The organism is Prevotella sp. AM42-24, assembly GCF_003461825.1.
Classification (GTDB): domain Bacteria; phylum Bacteroidota; class Bacteroidia; order Bacteroidales; family Bacteroidaceae; genus Prevotella; species Prevotella hominis.
The window spans coordinates 5510-20762 of sequence record NZ_QTXV01000029.1; the positions used below are offsets into that span (position 1 = coordinate 5510).

The 15253-nt window shown below is 44.4% G+C and carries 11 protein-coding genes; 9 read left to right on the forward strand and 2 right to left on the reverse strand.

Features of this window, described 5'->3' with window-relative positions:
- The first annotated feature begins 237 nt into the window (after positions 1 to 237).
- The 7 genes from DW917_RS09810 (at position 238) to DW917_RS09840 (ending at position 9721) form a co-directional block, all read left to right on the forward strand.
- Complete coding sequence (locus DW917_RS09810) at positions 238 to 726, forward strand: hypothetical protein (protein ID WP_134842835.1); 489 nt, start codon at positions 238 to 240, stop codon at positions 724 to 726.
- A gap of 124 nt (positions 727 to 850) precedes the next feature.
- The gene (locus DW917_RS09815; RefSeq protein ID WP_118118266.1) at positions 851 to 1489 is read left to right on the forward strand and encodes a DUF3256 family protein; all 639 of its coding nucleotides are present in this window, start codon (positions 851 to 853) and stop codon (positions 1487 to 1489) included.
- 1003 nt (positions 1490 to 2492) lie between these two features.
- Positions 2493 to 4064: an ABC transporter substrate-binding protein gene (locus DW917_RS09820; RefSeq protein WP_158570111.1), complete on the forward strand. Its 1572-nt coding sequence runs from the start codon at positions 2493 to 2495 to the stop codon at positions 4062 to 4064.
- Positions 4065 to 4199: 135 nt separating this feature from the next.
- Entirely contained in the window at positions 4200 to 4712 is a 513-nt protein-coding gene (locus DW917_RS09825) for a nitroreductase family protein (protein ID WP_118118304.1), read from the forward strand.
- A gap of 135 nt (positions 4713 to 4847) precedes the next feature.
- Positions 4848 to 6260: an alpha-L-fucosidase gene (locus tag DW917_RS09830; RefSeq protein WP_233524696.1), complete on the forward strand. Its 1413-nt coding sequence runs from the start codon at positions 4848 to 4850 to the stop codon at positions 6258 to 6260.
- 77 nt (positions 6261 to 6337) lie between these two features.
- Positions 6338 to 7054 (forward strand): phosphatase PAP2 family protein, encoded by a 717-nt coding sequence (locus DW917_RS09835; RefSeq protein ID WP_233524697.1) that lies wholly within the window; start codon positions 6338 to 6340, stop codon positions 7052 to 7054.
- A gap of 51 nt (positions 7055 to 7105) precedes the next feature.
- Complete coding sequence (locus DW917_RS09840) at positions 7106 to 9721, forward strand: prolyl oligopeptidase family serine peptidase (protein WP_233524698.1); 2616 nt, start codon at positions 7106 to 7108, stop codon at positions 9719 to 9721.
- A gap of 30 nt (positions 9722 to 9751) precedes the next feature.
- Here the strand turns inward: DW917_RS09840 and DW917_RS09845 are convergent, their stop codons facing one another.
- Positions 9752 to 10354: a LolA-like putative outer membrane lipoprotein chaperone gene (locus tag DW917_RS09845; RefSeq protein WP_118118270.1), complete on the reverse strand. Its 603-nt coding sequence runs from the start codon at positions 10352 to 10354 to the stop codon at positions 9752 to 9754.
- Positions 10355 to 10469: 115 nt separating this feature from the next.
- Entirely contained in the window at positions 10470 to 13103 is a 2634-nt protein-coding gene (locus tag DW917_RS09850; protein ID WP_118118272.1) for a DNA translocase FtsK, read from the reverse strand.
- A 162-nt stretch (positions 13104 to 13265) separates the two neighbouring features.
- Here DW917_RS09850 and DW917_RS09855 point away from each other — a divergent pair, with 162 nt between their 5' ends.
- Positions 13266 to 14000: a 3'-5' exonuclease gene (locus DW917_RS09855; protein ID WP_199545536.1), complete on the forward strand. Its 735-nt coding sequence runs from the start codon at positions 13266 to 13268 to the stop codon at positions 13998 to 14000.
- Between the two features lie 62 nt (positions 14001 to 14062).
- Positions 14063 to 15244 (forward strand): class I SAM-dependent rRNA methyltransferase, encoded by a 1182-nt coding sequence (locus DW917_RS09860; RefSeq protein WP_118118274.1) that lies wholly within the window; start codon positions 14063 to 14065, stop codon positions 15242 to 15244.
- Positions 15245 to 15253 lie beyond the last annotated feature (9 nt).

Here is a 15253-nt window from a genome sequence, read left to right on the forward strand (position 1 = left end):
GGCGGAAGTACCACAGGTAGAGTTTTCAAGGCTATGAATATTTCTGTGCATTTTAGTATGGCAGGAATAGGGAATGTAGCTTTGTGGTAATTTTTGAAATAATAATATGTCAGTTGGGAAAATTTCTTTATTTCTTAGGAAATTTCCTCTTTTTTGAAAAAAAATGATGATTTATTTTGTTTTATATTAATTTTATTGTATCTTTGCGACAGTTTTTAGTATAACAACATAACAATCATGAAAAAATTATTAATTGCATTGGCAATGTTTGCTTCATTGTCAGCGAGCGCAAAACAGGATGCCGATGTTTTAGGTGTAGCATTCGGCTCTACTTGCGAAGAGACAGTTCAAAAGCTTAGTAAAGATTATGGTACACCAAAAACTCAGAGTGCTGATAAACTTGTTTATCTCAACGAGATGTTTGAAGGTTTCAAGGCAGACCGTGTAGAACTCGGTTTTCAGGAGGTTCAGGGAACAACCAAACTGAATCAGGCTCGTTTCTATTTTGTTTGTCCAAGCAAGGCTGCAGCTATTGCAAAGATGAAATCTTTGGCCAAGAAGATGGAAACCCACTATTCTGTTTCTTATGATGAGGAAGATGGTGGCACAGCTTTCTATAAGGGAGGTAGTTCTCCATTGGGCATTGGCAGTTTGTTTACGATTTTCGTTTCTCCTTATCAGGGAAAATGGACTTGCCAGTTGCGTTATGGTAAATTCCAGTATTAATAAATTCCTGTAGGGGACCTGTCTTGATTGGTTTCTGTAGGAAATAAGATAAAAGCCTCGTACACGTCTTGATAGTAAAGTGAGTCGGTGTATGAGGCTTATTTAATGAATATATATATAGATTATGAAGAAACTTTTTGTTTTTCTGTGGGTGGTATTGTTGGTGACTTCCGTTCAGGCTAAGTCGCTGAAAGATTTGTGGGTATCTATGCCAGACTCTCTTCTTCCAACCTTAGACCGGAATCTCCGTCTGGAGTTGGTGGAATTAGAGGAAATGGGCGTGAAGTCTAATGTGAAGAATCTTTTGGGTGAGGAGTGTGATATGGATACGCTGACGAATGATTATCTGGAGTGTACTACCAGCAAGGCGGCTCGTCTGCAAATGATATATCTGCCTTCTTCGGCAGGTGATTCTGTTCTTTGCGTGATCAAGACCTTCCGTGCTCCATCCAAGGAAAGTGAAATTCGCTTCTATGATCAGGGTTGGCGCCAACTTCCAATTTCCTCCTATTTGGCTAAGGATCAGTATGCGTTAGGTTGTTATATTAAACCTAAGTCTGATACGATGCGTGTAGAAGAGTATGAGGAATTGAAGAGCAAGCTTGAGCCAGTGATGTATGTGACGGAGTATCTCCCAACTGCGCAAGCTTTTCGTGTTCAGGTATCCCTGCCATTACTGTCGAATGAAGATAAAATGAAGGTGCAGTCTATTTTAATGCAAAGAAAGTTTAAATGGATTCTTGGAAGATTTAACGAAATATAAATATAATACATATTTTATGCAAAACACTTGCAGGTTGCAGTTTTTTTTGTACCTTTGCAATGTGTTTTTCATGGTATTAGATTATTAAGGTTAATAAAAGATTGGTTGTCGTGAGACAATCAATTTTTTTTTGTGTTTAATAATTCCTGCTTTTATTCTTTTATCTACAATTTTTCTATTTATTCAAAAGAGGTAATTTCTTTTTCTATTTTATCTAATTGCTACATCATTATATGGTTGCGGGATTTGAGAATTTAATAATTGAAAATTTGAACACCGAAATGAGATAAACCCTTCACTTGATTCACCAAGATATTAAAGTGCCTAAGGCAGGGCATTATTATGCAGAGGTAAGAGCAACTTTGGGTTCGAGTAAAGGCACTTTTGTGCCCCCGTAAAACGACAAGTGTGCACAAGTAAGACACCCACTGTAATCCCGAAACACAGAATTCTATCTATCAGAGATATGAGTCGCAATCAAGTCATTTGTACTTAGGAAATAAGCAAATTTTGTTGCTTTGCAAGCAAAATACCTCTAAATTCTACAGGTAAAAGTTTTAAGGTTTTGTTTTTTACTCTTTTTTTCTTGCGATATTTTATTTTTTTTGTTATCTTTGCACCCAGAAAGTTCTGCAGCCATAAACTTCAGGTTTTGGCAAGCAGACAATCATTGATATTTGTGAAGATAAGGTTATATCTCTCGACTCGAATGTCTTGGATGTTGTGCAAATATACATGTCGAAATGCAAACATGTTTTTGCAGTCCATTATAAAGAGAAAGTATCATTACAAATATAATAAATTAGAAAGAGTATTGAAGATGTGAATTCGTGAGAACTTAGCATCATTCTTTTTGAGGAAGTAAAGTAGTCGTGAGACTATTTTTCCTCTATATTAGCAAATTGAGTAAGGGGGATGTGCATTTTGCATGTCCCTTTTTTGAATGTTTTTTGGAAAATATTCATGTAAGAAATGTATGATTAATCCCATAAATAATTATAATATGAACAACGTTTTAGAAAAAGATATTTACTTGGACACGTCAGCTCTTGGTCAGGCTACTGGGATGAAGTTTTCAGATTCAGACAGGGCCTCCAGGATGAAGTTCTCCGATTCAGATAAGGCTACTGGCTTGAAAAAATCAGTTTCAAATGTGGTTTTCGGGATGAAGATCTCTGCTGCATATTGGGTTGGAGGCTTGAAGTCCTCTGCTGCGAGTAAGCATTCCAGCTTTCCTCTTTTTTTCGGATTTCTTGTGCTTTGGTTTGTCCTTTCTCTGTCTCTCTCTTCCTGTCAGGGCGGAAAACAATCTGCTGCTTGGGATGAGGGTGATACGATCAGACTAAAATATGCTCAACTGCTTACGATGGTGGAGCATGAGGGATTTACGGAGGTGAATGTAGGAAATCCCTGGAAGAAAGGGACCGTATTGCACCAATATATCCTGATTAAGAAAGGGAAAAAGGGAGATGAAACTGCCGAAATGCTGATGAAAGGCAGAAATGGAAGTCAAGATGTAGCGGGTGCTTCTCAGGCCATGGCAGAATCTCATGGAGCAGCAGGCTCTCATGCTGCGGCATGCTCTCTCGGTTTGACCGGGCCAGACGGTTGTAGAGCCGATATTGTGAGAACTCCTATTTGTAGTAGTGCGGTATTTACGTCTCCTCATTGCCAGCTCCTTTACGAACTCGGTTGTCAAAATGCAATTCGGGGCGTCTGTGATTCCAAATATATTCTGATAGAGGATATTCAGAAAAGATTAGAAAAGCCTGCAGCCGCCTCATCAGAATCAGGCTCTCGCCAGTCTTCTGCCCTATCAGAATCAGGCTCAGGAAAGTCTTCCACATCCGCTTCCCTTCCAATAGCGGATTGTGGTTCCAGTATGCAGCCGGATGTAGAGAAAATTATTGCTCTCCACTCGGAGGCGCTTCTCATTTCTCCTTTTGAGAACAGTGGCGGTTATGGCAAACTTGACAATCTGAATATCCCGATTATCGAAGCTGCTGACTATATGGAAACTTCTCCGCTCGGAAGGGCAGAGTGGATCAAGTTCTACGGCTTGCTCTTTGAGGCGAATACGGCGGATTCTCTTTTTGCAGCCATAGAGAAGGAATATCTTGCTCTTAAGACGCAGGCTGCCAAGTTGCCGAAAGGTCTGTCGGTCTTGACTGAGCGGAAAATGGGCAGCGTATGGTATTCGCCAGGCGGAAAAAGCACGATGGGTATTCTCCTGAAAGATGCCAATTCAAGATATATTTTTGCTGACGATGAACATAGTGGAAGTCTCTCGCTGAGTCCGGAACAGGTGATTGCCCGGGGCAGTGAGGTGGATGTCTGGGCATTCAAGTATTTCGGTGGACAACCGCTTTCCCGCGCTGCTCTGTTGCAGGAATATGATGGATATAAGGCTCTGCGTGCTTTCCAGACTGGCAATATCTACGAGTGTAATACCGACCGCATTCCTTATTTTGAGACCGTCAGTTTTCATCCCGAAATCCTGCTCCGTGAGTTTATCCTCCTCTCTCATCCTCAGGTAAAGGGATTGGGTGCTCTCAGATTCTATAGGAAAATGTAATATTTTACCATACCTTATTATATTATTGAGCCTTTTCTTTGTTTTTTCGCAATTTCTTTCTATCTTTGTACCATTATTCAAATAATGACTTTTAACTCTAAAGAAAAAGATTCATTTATAAAAGAAAGATACGATATGAAAAATATGTTAGCTTTGAGCCAGGAAAGATTTTCGGCTCGCAAATTTACCTCTGAGGCTGTGAGTCAGGAGGATTTGGATTACATCATGGAGTGCGTGCGCATGGCACCATCGGCAGTCAACAAGCAGCCTTGGAAATGGCTCATCGTGCGCTCTGATGAGGCAAAGCAGAAACTGCAGGAATGCTATGACAGAGAGTGGTTTCGCTCGGCACCTATGTATATCGTAGGCATGAGAAATGTGGAGGAAAACTGGGTGAGAAAATACGACGGAAAGGCTCATGGCGACATCGATGTGGCTATCGCTACCGAACATCTCTGCCTGGCTGCCACCGAAAGAGGATTGGGCACTTGCTGGGTCTGCAATTATAACACCGACAAGATGAAGCAACTTTTCTCCTGTCCTGACTTTGAGACAATCGTCATCATCCCAATCGGTCATATAGCCGAAGATTGTCCGCATGTTGAAAAGAAGCGAAAGGATATGAGTGAAATCGTAGAGGAAATCTGATTTCTTATCTGCTCACTTGCATCTTATTCTATTTAATATATAGACAAGAGTTTTATCTATTATTATAGAGTACCTATTATTTATAGAGTTTACCTATTATATATGGAGAAGCCTCCAACAAATAAAATCATTATTATGGGAAAGAAAATGAATCTGGAAACCAAGTCTTTTGCAGCTGGGATCTCATTCGCTCTCTGCTGCTCGTCTCTTTCGGCTACTGCTGCAAATACTGCTACTGCTGCATCTTTCACTTCTGTAGCATCTTCTGAATCTTCTAAGAATGTGGAATTGTCTGCAGTTCTCCCTGCGCAGCATTATCAGCCAACAAAGGAAAATCTCCAGTCGCGACAGGAATTTCAGGACGACAAGTTCGGAATCTTCCTGCACTGGGGCTTGTACAGTATGCTGGCAACGGGCGAATGGACGATGACCAACAAGAATTTGAACTACAAGGAATATGCTAAGTTGGCTGGTGGCTTCTATCCGTCTAAGTTTGATGCTGCCAAATGGGTGGCTGCCATCAAGGCTTCCGGAGCCAAATATATCTGTTTCACGACCCGTCATCACGAGGGCTTCTCCATGTTCAAAACCCAGTATTCTGATTATAATATCGTGGATGCAACTCCTTTCAAGCGGGATATTCTCAAGGAGCTGGCGGATGAATGCAACAAGCAGGGCATCCGCCTACATCTCTACTATTCACACATCGACTGGTATCGAGAGGATGCTCCGCAGGGAAGAACGGGCAGGGGAACCGGTCGCCCGAATCCGAAGGGTAACTGGCAGAGCTACTACCAGTTTATGAACCACCAGCTTACCGAACTGCTGACTCATTATGGCAAGATAGGCGCAATATGGTTTGATGGCTGGTGGGATCAGGATATCAATCCCGATTTCGACTGGCAGCTGCCTGAACAATATGCGCTGATTCATCGGCTGCAACCCGCCTGTATGATAGGCAACAATCATCATCAGGTGCCTTTTGAGGGAGAGGATTTTCAGATGTTCGAGCGTGATCTTCCTGGCGAAAACAAGTCGGGCTTGTCGGGACAGGACATCAGTAAACTGCCGCTGGAAACCTGCGAAACCATGAACGGGATGTGGGGATATAAGATAACCGATCAGGACTATAAATCCACCAAAACCTTGATTCATTATCTGGTGAAATCGGCGGGCAAGAATGCCAATCTCCTGATGAACATCGGTCCTCAGCCAGATGGTGAACTGCCTGCTGTGGCGCTGCAGCGCCTGGCGGAAATGGGCGAGTGGATGAAAACATACGGTGAAACGATATATGGTACGAGAGCGGGCATCGTGGCTCCTCACGACTGGGGTGTTTCCACCCAGAAGGGCAACCGACTCTTTGTGCATGTGCTGAAACTTCAGGACCAGTCTCTCTTCCTGCCTTTGGGCAACAGGAAGGTGAAAAAGGTATTCGACTTTGTGAGCAAGAAACCGCTCAAGATGCAGAAATGCAATGGTGGAATCATCCTCGACTTAGGCGCCATTCCTACTGAAATCGACAAGGTTGTGGAAATCCAACTGTGATATATCACATCTGTAATCGTTGCGCCTATATATATATAAGGTGTAGCGATGATGGCATAAGACTGAAATTAATATCAATGATGAAAAATTTGAGAGATTACCTGATAGTAGCCGGTCTGCTGCTATCGTCAACTGCGTTTTCTCAGACTCCAGGTGGGGCAGATGTTCCAGCGAGTGCGAGTCATTACAAAACGTATCATGGTGACGGCATTGACGACGTGCTGCAGTATGTGCCCCTGGCTTCGGTCTTCGGACTGAAACTGTTGGGTGTAGAGGCGGAGAGTTCCTGGAAGCGCAGACTGACGGTTACGGTCGTGTCTTTCGGACTGAATGCCGGAGTCACCTATGCTCTGAAACATACCATTCATAAAATGCGTCCCGATGGAACTGACAACCGTTCTTTTCCATCGGGACACACCTCTATCGCCTTTTGTGGCGCCACCAGTCTGATGCACGAATACCGCAAGATTTCTCCCTGGATAGGCGTAGCTGGGTATGCATTAGCTACGGGAGTGGCGGTAGATAGAATCCGCCGCAACCGCCATCATTGGGGTGATGTCGTGGCCGGTGCTGCCATCGGAGTGGCTTCGGCAGAGGCGGGTTATCTGATAGGTGATCTGATTTTGGGCAAAAAGAAGAAAAATGGTGGAGAAAATGTTAGAGAAAGCCAGAATCATCTAAATTCCACAACAGACAACGATGGCCATATCAGCGGTAAAAGTACGACTGATAAGTTAGACAATATCAGTCTTTCTGTTTCTCCTACGGGTTTGGCTTTCGCTATGAAATTATAGTGAGTCATATTGATAATCAAGATTAAAAAATCGAATATAAACAAGAAAGCGATGATAGATAAACATCATTTTATAAGCAAGAAAGGCGTGATGGCACTCACTTTCAGTGCCGCCTTGTGTGCCTCTATGACAGCTCAGGCTGAAACCATCGAGGTGAAGAAGTTCAAATATGCAGGTCCATTTCCTGTCAGTCTGCCTTGGATGGCGGACAGCGTAGATATTAAGGGAGAAAAGTTTGCGATGGAAAAACTGTTGGATTCCCCGCTGTCGTTTACTTCCTTCAATCAGGGGAAAGAGGTTTCTTCCTTATCTTCCGCGTCATCTCCGCATGCCCTGAATCTGGCTTCTTTCAGTCTCTCCAATGAGCACCGGATGAAAGTGATGATCTCTGTGGAAGGTGTCAGCGAGTATCGACTTTTTGTGGATGGAGAGTCTTTGAAGGGAAATGGAAACCAGTTTGAGACGGTTCTCTTGCCTTCTTCTCACCAGGTAGTAATCAAATATCTGGCTGCAAATGATGATGCAAAGGTTCTGGTAAAGACCGGAAATAATCTGACTGTCAAATCTTCTGAAGGTTCTGCTTTGTCATCTCAGAACTCAGAATATTCTCTGAAAATTGATGTTCCATCAGCTTCTTCCAGGCGCGCATACAATATTTATGATGTGATTTGTGCGCCTAATTATTCAAGTGTTTCGCTTTCTCCGAATGGAAAATTCGTGATTGTGCACAAAACCTGGGTGGACCGTCAGGGCAATAACCACAGTATCAATGAGGTGAGGAATTATCAGACAGGCAAGGTACTTGCTTCTTTCCAGGAAAACGTGAAGTGGATGCCTCGCAGCAATAAAATGTATTTCGTGCAGAAGAATAGTGAAAGCGCTATCGAGGCTAATGGTAATGCCGCAGCTGGCTCCGCACTCTCTTATGAAACTGAAAGCTCCAGTCAGCAGCTGGTAACTGTCAATCCGCTGACGATGGAACGTGAGGTTTTGGCAACAAATATTCCGGAAGGCTTCTTCCAGTTTACTCCCGACGAGAAATCTCTGATCTATACGGTCACTACCGAGGGCAGGAAGAAGGATGCACAGGTTTATGACATCAAGGAACCGGATGACCGTCAACCGGGCTGGCGCAATCGCTCCAATCTTGCAAGATATGATTTGGCATCCGGAATTTTCCAGCCTATCACCTTCGGTTATCACAACATCTATCTCAATGATATCTCTGCCGATTCCCGCTATCTGCTTATCGGAAAGAGTGAGGACCGTCTTACCAAGCGACCAACTACCCTGACCTCGCTCTACAGACTGGATCTTCAAACCCTTCAGGCTGAAACCCTGGTGGATAAGGGCGAGTTTATCAATAGTGCCCTGTTCTCTCCAGACGGCAAGTCGATTCTTGTAAGTGCTTCTCCAGAGGCCTTTGACGGTATCGGCAAGAATGTGGAAGAAGGTCAGATTCCGAGCATGATAGATACGCAACTTTATCTGATGTCTGCCTCGTCAAAGGAGGCTCAGCAGGTGCGTCCGCTCACCAAGGATTTCGATCCGAATGTGCAGAATGTAGTCTGGAGCAAGGTGGATGGAAACATCTATTTTACGGCTGAAGACAAGGACTGCGTGCATCTTTTCCAACTGAATCCGAAATCTGGAAAATTTGCCCTGTTGAAGTCGCCTGAAGAGTATATCAAGTCCTTCTCCCTGGCATCTTCTGCTGCCGAAATGGCTTTTTCAGGACAGAGTGCATCCAATGCCGACCGCCTCTACAGGATGAATACCAAGGCGCAGAAAGCACAGGTGATAGACGACCTCAGTGCCCGCGAATTGAAAGATGTCCAGTTGGGCGAATGCAAGGCGTGGAATTATGTCAACGCAAAGGGCGACACCATTTGCTGCCGCTATTATCTGCCGCCTCATTTTGATGCAGCCAAGAAATATCCGATGGTAGTCAACTATTATGGAGGTTGCAGTCCTACGAGTCGTATGTTCCAGAGCCGCTATCCGCATCATGTCTATGCAGCCATGGGATATGTGGTACTGGTGGTCAATCCAAGCGGAGCCACCGGTTTCGGACAGAAGTTCTCAGCCCGCCATGTAGATACGGCTGGTGAGGGAGTGGCTGAAGATATCATAGCCAGCACCCAGGCTTTCTGTGATGAACATGGTTTTGTAAACAGGAAGAAGATAGGATGTATCGGAGCCAGCTATGGCGGATTTATGACCCAGTACCTTCAGACCAAGACGGATCTCTTTGCTGCAGCTATTTCCCACGCCGGTATCAGCGATCATACCAGTTATTGGGGCGAAGGCTATTGGGGATATTCCTACAGCCAGGTTTCTATGGCCAATGAATATCCTTGGACCAACAAGCATCTCTTTGTAGATCAGAGTCCGCTTTATCGTGCTGATAAGATTCATACACCATTGCTTTTCCTGCATGGTACTGCTGATAACAATGTGCCGGTAGGAGAGAGCATCCAACTCTATACTGCGCTGAAAGTCTTAGGCCGACCTACGGCTATGGTACTGGTAGATGGTCAGGATCATCATATCATCGACTATGAAAAGCGTATCAAATGGCAGAATACCATCTTTGCCTGGTTCTCCAAGTGGCTTCAGAATGATGACAGTTGGTGGAACGAAATGTATGGAAACGAAAAAATGTAAGTCTGAAAAGACTTACATTTTTTTGTTGCTTTATCTCAAATCTACGATTTCTGCTTTAGGGAAATCTTTGCTGTTGAAGACGAAAGTGCTGTTAGATACATTCTTTGCTCTGAAATTGCTCACCTTGATTGTGCTCCAGGAACTGCCCTGTCTCATTTTGATGACAGAAGGAACGTAGGTTTTCTTGTTGATGGTGATAATCAATTCCTGTACCGTACGCTTCTTGTTCTGAGCAGTCAGGTGAACCTCATAGTTGCTGCCCGCATTTTTCAGGCTGGAATTGTAACCGGTCTTATATATATTGATAAATGTATAAGGGTTCATTGACATCTGCTGCGCCTGTGTAGGATTGCTGACATTTACCTCGTTGGTATTTTTCATATAAGTCCACTGCGTCTTACCATTATACCATACGGTAGCTTGCGGAGTGTGGGCATTAAACTTGTTGCCCTTGATGGCGATGGTGCCGGAAGTGGAACCGTATTTGGTACTTGACAGGCTGAAATTGGCGCTGGCGCCACCTTTGTTGCCTATGATTTTGGCAGTCTTATTTAAAACCTGCTGGGCTGTCTGTGCGAATGTTCCAAGACTCATCAGAGTCATGAAAGCAAATAAAATCATTTTCTTCATCATTCTTTCTTTATAAATTAAAAAACTTTTCATGTTACTTAGATGCAAAGGTAACATGAAAAGTTTAATTAATATCTATTCTTTAAGAATTCTTAGTTTCTTTAAGCCTCGTTTAATCTTATCCTCTCAGTTGGAGAAGGAGCGTGTTCAGCTGGCTTTCGTCCTGCAGGAGCACCTCTCTTGGCTTACTTCCCTGGGCAGCACCTACGATTCCGGCTGCTTCCAACTGGTCCATCAGTCGTCCGGCTCTGTTGTATCCGATACTGAATCGGCGCTGTATCATACTCGTACTTCCCTGTTGTGATAAGACGATGGCATGCGCTGCTTCCTCAAAGTAAGGATCGAGATTGCGCGTATCCACATTTCCGCCGCCCACAGCTTCTCCGTCATTGGCTGGCTCTGGAAGTTCGAGTGGCTCGATAGGACCAGGCTGGCTGGAGATGTACTCGTTGATGCGCTCAATTTCCGGAGTATCTACGAATGCACACTGCACACGTACCGGCTCGTTGCCATTCAGATAGAGCATATCGCCTCGACCTATCAGCTGGTTGGCACCTGTTCTGTCCAGAATGGTCTTGGAGTCTATGGCAGATGTCACCTTGAAGGCGATACGACCTGGGAAGTTGGCCTTGATATTACCCGTAATGATGGTCGTAGTAGGACGCTGGGTTGCGATAATCATGTGGATACCCACGGCACGAGCCAGCTGGGCGATACGAGCGATAGGAAGTTCCACCTCCTTGCCGGCTGTCATGATCAGGTCGCCAAACTCATCTATGATTACCACCACGTATGGCATATATTCATGTCCGTCGGTCAGCTTGAGCCTGTGGTTGATGTACTTCTGGTTATACTCCTTGATGTTTCTGGCACCGGCTTTCTTCAGCAGGTCGTATCGGCTATCCATCAGCACACAGAGACTGTTGAGCGTTCTTACCACCTTGGTAACATCTGTGATGATAGGTTCTTCCTCGTCAGAAACTGCTGCCATGAAATGGTTGGCGATGCGGGAGTAAACGCTGAATTCCACCTTCTTAGGGTCGATGAGCACCAGTTTCAGCTCATTAGGATGCTTCTTATATAATAAAGAGGTGATAATTGCATTCAGACCTACAGATTTACCCTGTCCGGTGGCACCGGCTACGAGCAGGTGAGGAATCTTGGCCAAATCTACCATGAAAACCTCATTGGTGATCGTCTTACCAAGAGCGATAGGAAGTTCCATCTTGGTTTCCTGGAATTTCTTGGAGTTGAGGATACTTTCCATGCTCACGATATTGGCCTTGGCATTCGGCACCTCGATACCAATGGTTCCCTTGCCAGGAATAGGAGCGATGATACGGATACCCAAAGCTGCGAGACTCAAGGCGATATCGTCTTCCAGATTTTTGATCTTGGAGATGCGCACACCTTCAGCTGGCTGGATTTCGTAGAGTGTAATCGTAGGACCTACCGTAGCTCGGATGGTCTTGATCTGCACACCGAAATTGCCCAAAACCTCAATGATTCGGTTCTTGTTGGCTATCTGTTCCTCTTCGTCAATATAAGCACCGTTGTCCTCATACTTCTTCAGCAGGTTGAGAGTAGGGTACTTATATCGGGTGAAAGGTTCTTTCGGGTTGATAGGCGTATTCAGCTCTACGGTGCTGCTCACGGTGTTGCTGGAAGCCTGTTCCTCGTTGGCAGCTACGGAGATATCCATGCCGATATGCTGGGAAGCGAGTTCGGCAGCTTTCTTTTCTTCAGCTTCAGCCTGCGCTCTCTCGTTGCGCAATCTGCGCTGATTTTCCAGGAATGATGCGTTAGGATCTTTGGTTGCAGCCGCTACAGAAGCGCTTTCGCCTGCTGCATCTTCTACATCGGCAGCATGTTCTGCATCCATATTTCCAGCCGTCATATTTTCAGCGTTATGTGCAGCTGCTCCTTCTTCTGCTTTATCTGGATTAACATCCAAATCTATCACCTTGGCAGGTTCCGGATCCTTAAACTCAGATTCCACTGGTTCTTCTTCCTCCTCCTGTTTCAAGCCATTTTCTGCATTTGCATAAGCCTGTGCAATGGCATCCGGTTCGTTGTCTTCACCATTTTTGCCGTGATTGGTGATTTCGAAGTGCACCTTACTTGTAATATAGCCGATCGGGTTGAGCGCCTTTCGGATCACGGTGATGGTTTCTGTCGTCAGGTAGGTGAGGAAAGCGATGGCAGTAAAGAGCAGAATCGCTGTAAGACCCGGTGCACCCACTACGTTTTCCAAGTTCTGTACGATAAAGATTCCATGCTTTCCTCCAGGATTGAAGATAAGTCCACCCGTAAGTGGCGTCAGAAATTTGGCGAATGTGATGGCACACCATTCCATGACGATCATGGTGCTGAAAAACCATTTCCACAGATTGATTTTGTAGGCATGCATGAGCTGTAATCCCCATATTATAAAAAAGGTGGGGAGCAGGAATGATGGAAAACCGAAATTCTGTGAAATCAGCCAGTAGGAGATGATAGCACCCAGCGAACCGCAATAATTCTGAAACTGGTGCTCACTGTTGGTCCATTCTCCCGCTCGCATTTCTTCCAGAACACTTTGGTCTGCCGCACCCGTATTCAAAAAAGAAACCATCGCGATGATGGTAACTACAGAAATGGTGACCAGAGCCAATCCTAAGAAGAAATCAGTAATAGTATTATTGAAAATATATTGTAAGCCAATTGCTTGACTGAAGCTTTTGGTTTTCTGTTCAGTTCTTTTTTTTGCCATTTTTGATGTTCTTGAATTATTTATCTTGCAAAAGTAGCTAAAATAATCGAAAAAATCGACTTTTTAATGCTAATTTTTCTAATTTTTGCGAGAAAGTTGATTTACATTTGGTCAATTCATTTATAAATTGTACTTTTGCATTCTGAAATCTTGGAAATAATAATGAAGACAATATTCAAAAAGTATGATAAGCATGCTATTTCGGCATTGCCTAGAGTAATCTTTGAGGGGGAAATTAAGGTGATTGATCACCCGGAAGATGTTGAGACGGCAGTTGATTTCTTGCTGGCTCAAGATATTCTTGGTGTAGATACGGAAACTCGTCCTTCTTTCAAAAGAGGCGTAAGCTACGAGGTGTGCTTGCTGCAGGTAAGTACAGAGGATGTCTGTTTTCTGTTCCGATTGAATTGTGTCGGGATGCATCCGGCTATCATTAGATTCCTGACTGATAAGAAGGTGCCTAAGGTTGGCCTTTCCTGGCACGATGATCTTAATCAGCTTCATAAAAAGGCGGAATTCGAACCTGGCAACTTTATCGAGATTCAGGATATGGCCAAGGATTTAGGACTGATTGATATGAGTCTGCAGAAAATATACGCCAATCTCTTTCACCAGAAAATCAGTAAGTCGCAGCGATTGAGTAACTGGGAAGTTTCTGAGTTGAAGGAATCTCAAAAAATATATGCTGCTACTGATGCTTGGGCATGTATCCAACTCTATAAGGAGTTCAACAAACTCAACGAGACTCATGATTATGTGCTGATTGAGCCGAAAATAGTGGAACCTCAGGCTGAATCTCAAGTAGAATCTCAAGCAGAATCTCATGCGGAATTTCATGTGGAATCACAAGCAGAGCCTCAAGTCGAACTGGTTTCTCAATCGAAAGCATCATCTTGAGGCTATATATATAATAAGGTGTAATACAGATACAAAATAGACAATATACTAAGTAAGATTATATGTATAAGAATATATATTTGAAGAGGGGAAAGGAAGAATCCCTGAAACGTTTTCATCCTTGGGTCTTCTCTGGCGCTATCGCTAAGATGGACGAGGGAATCGTAGAAGGTGAGATTGTACGTGTCATCACTTCTACCGGGGATTTTATTGCTGTGGGACATTATCAGATTGGTTCCATCGCAGTTCGTGTCCTTTCTTTCCATGATGTTGCCATCGATGATGAGTTCTGGTGCTCTCGTCTGGATTCTGCCCTCAAGATGCGTATCGCTGTGGGCATTGCCGACAATGCTGCCAACAATACCTATCGACTGGTGCATGGTGAGGGTGATAACTTGCCGGGACTGGTTATCGACTGCTACGGAGAAACTGCCGTGATGCAGGCGCATAGCGTGGGTATGCACGTCAACAGAATGGAAGTGGCTCAGGCGCTTGCTCAGGTGATGGGCGACAGACTCAAGAATATATATTACAAGAGTGAAACAACCTTGCCTTTCAAGGCTGACCTGGGACAGGAAAACGGATTTATCCTGGGCGGTGATGCTGATAATGTGGCTGTAGAGAATGGACTGAAGTTCCATATCGACTGGCTGAGAGGTCAGAAGACCGGTTTCTTTGTGGATCAGCGCGAAAACCGTTCGCTTCTGGAACATTATGCCAAAGGCAAGAGCGTACTGAATATGTTCTGCTATACCGGAGGCTTTTCTGTGTATGCCATGAGAGGCGATGCCAAACTCGTGCATTCTGTAGATAGCAGCGCCAAAGCGATAGAGTTGACCAATGAGAATGTGAATCTCAACTTCCCTGGTGACAGCCGTCATGAGGCTTTCTGCGAAGATGCATTCAAGTATCTCGATGATCACGACCAGCAGTATGATCTTATCGTGCTCGATCCGCCTGCTTTTGCCAAGCACAGAGCAGCTCTGCGCAATGCCTTGAAAGGTTATACCCGCCTGAACGTGAAGGGATTTCAGCGCATCAAGCACGGAGGCATCCTCTTTACCTTCAGCTGCTCGCAGGTAGTTACGAAAGACAACTTCCGTAATGCTGTTTTCACGGCAGCAGCACAGGCAGGACGAAAGGTGAGAATCCTGCATCAGCTTCATCAGCCAGCTGACCATCCTATCAATATCTATCATCCGGAAGGTGAGTATCTCAAGGGATTGGTCTTGTATGTAGAATAAGGAATGAAA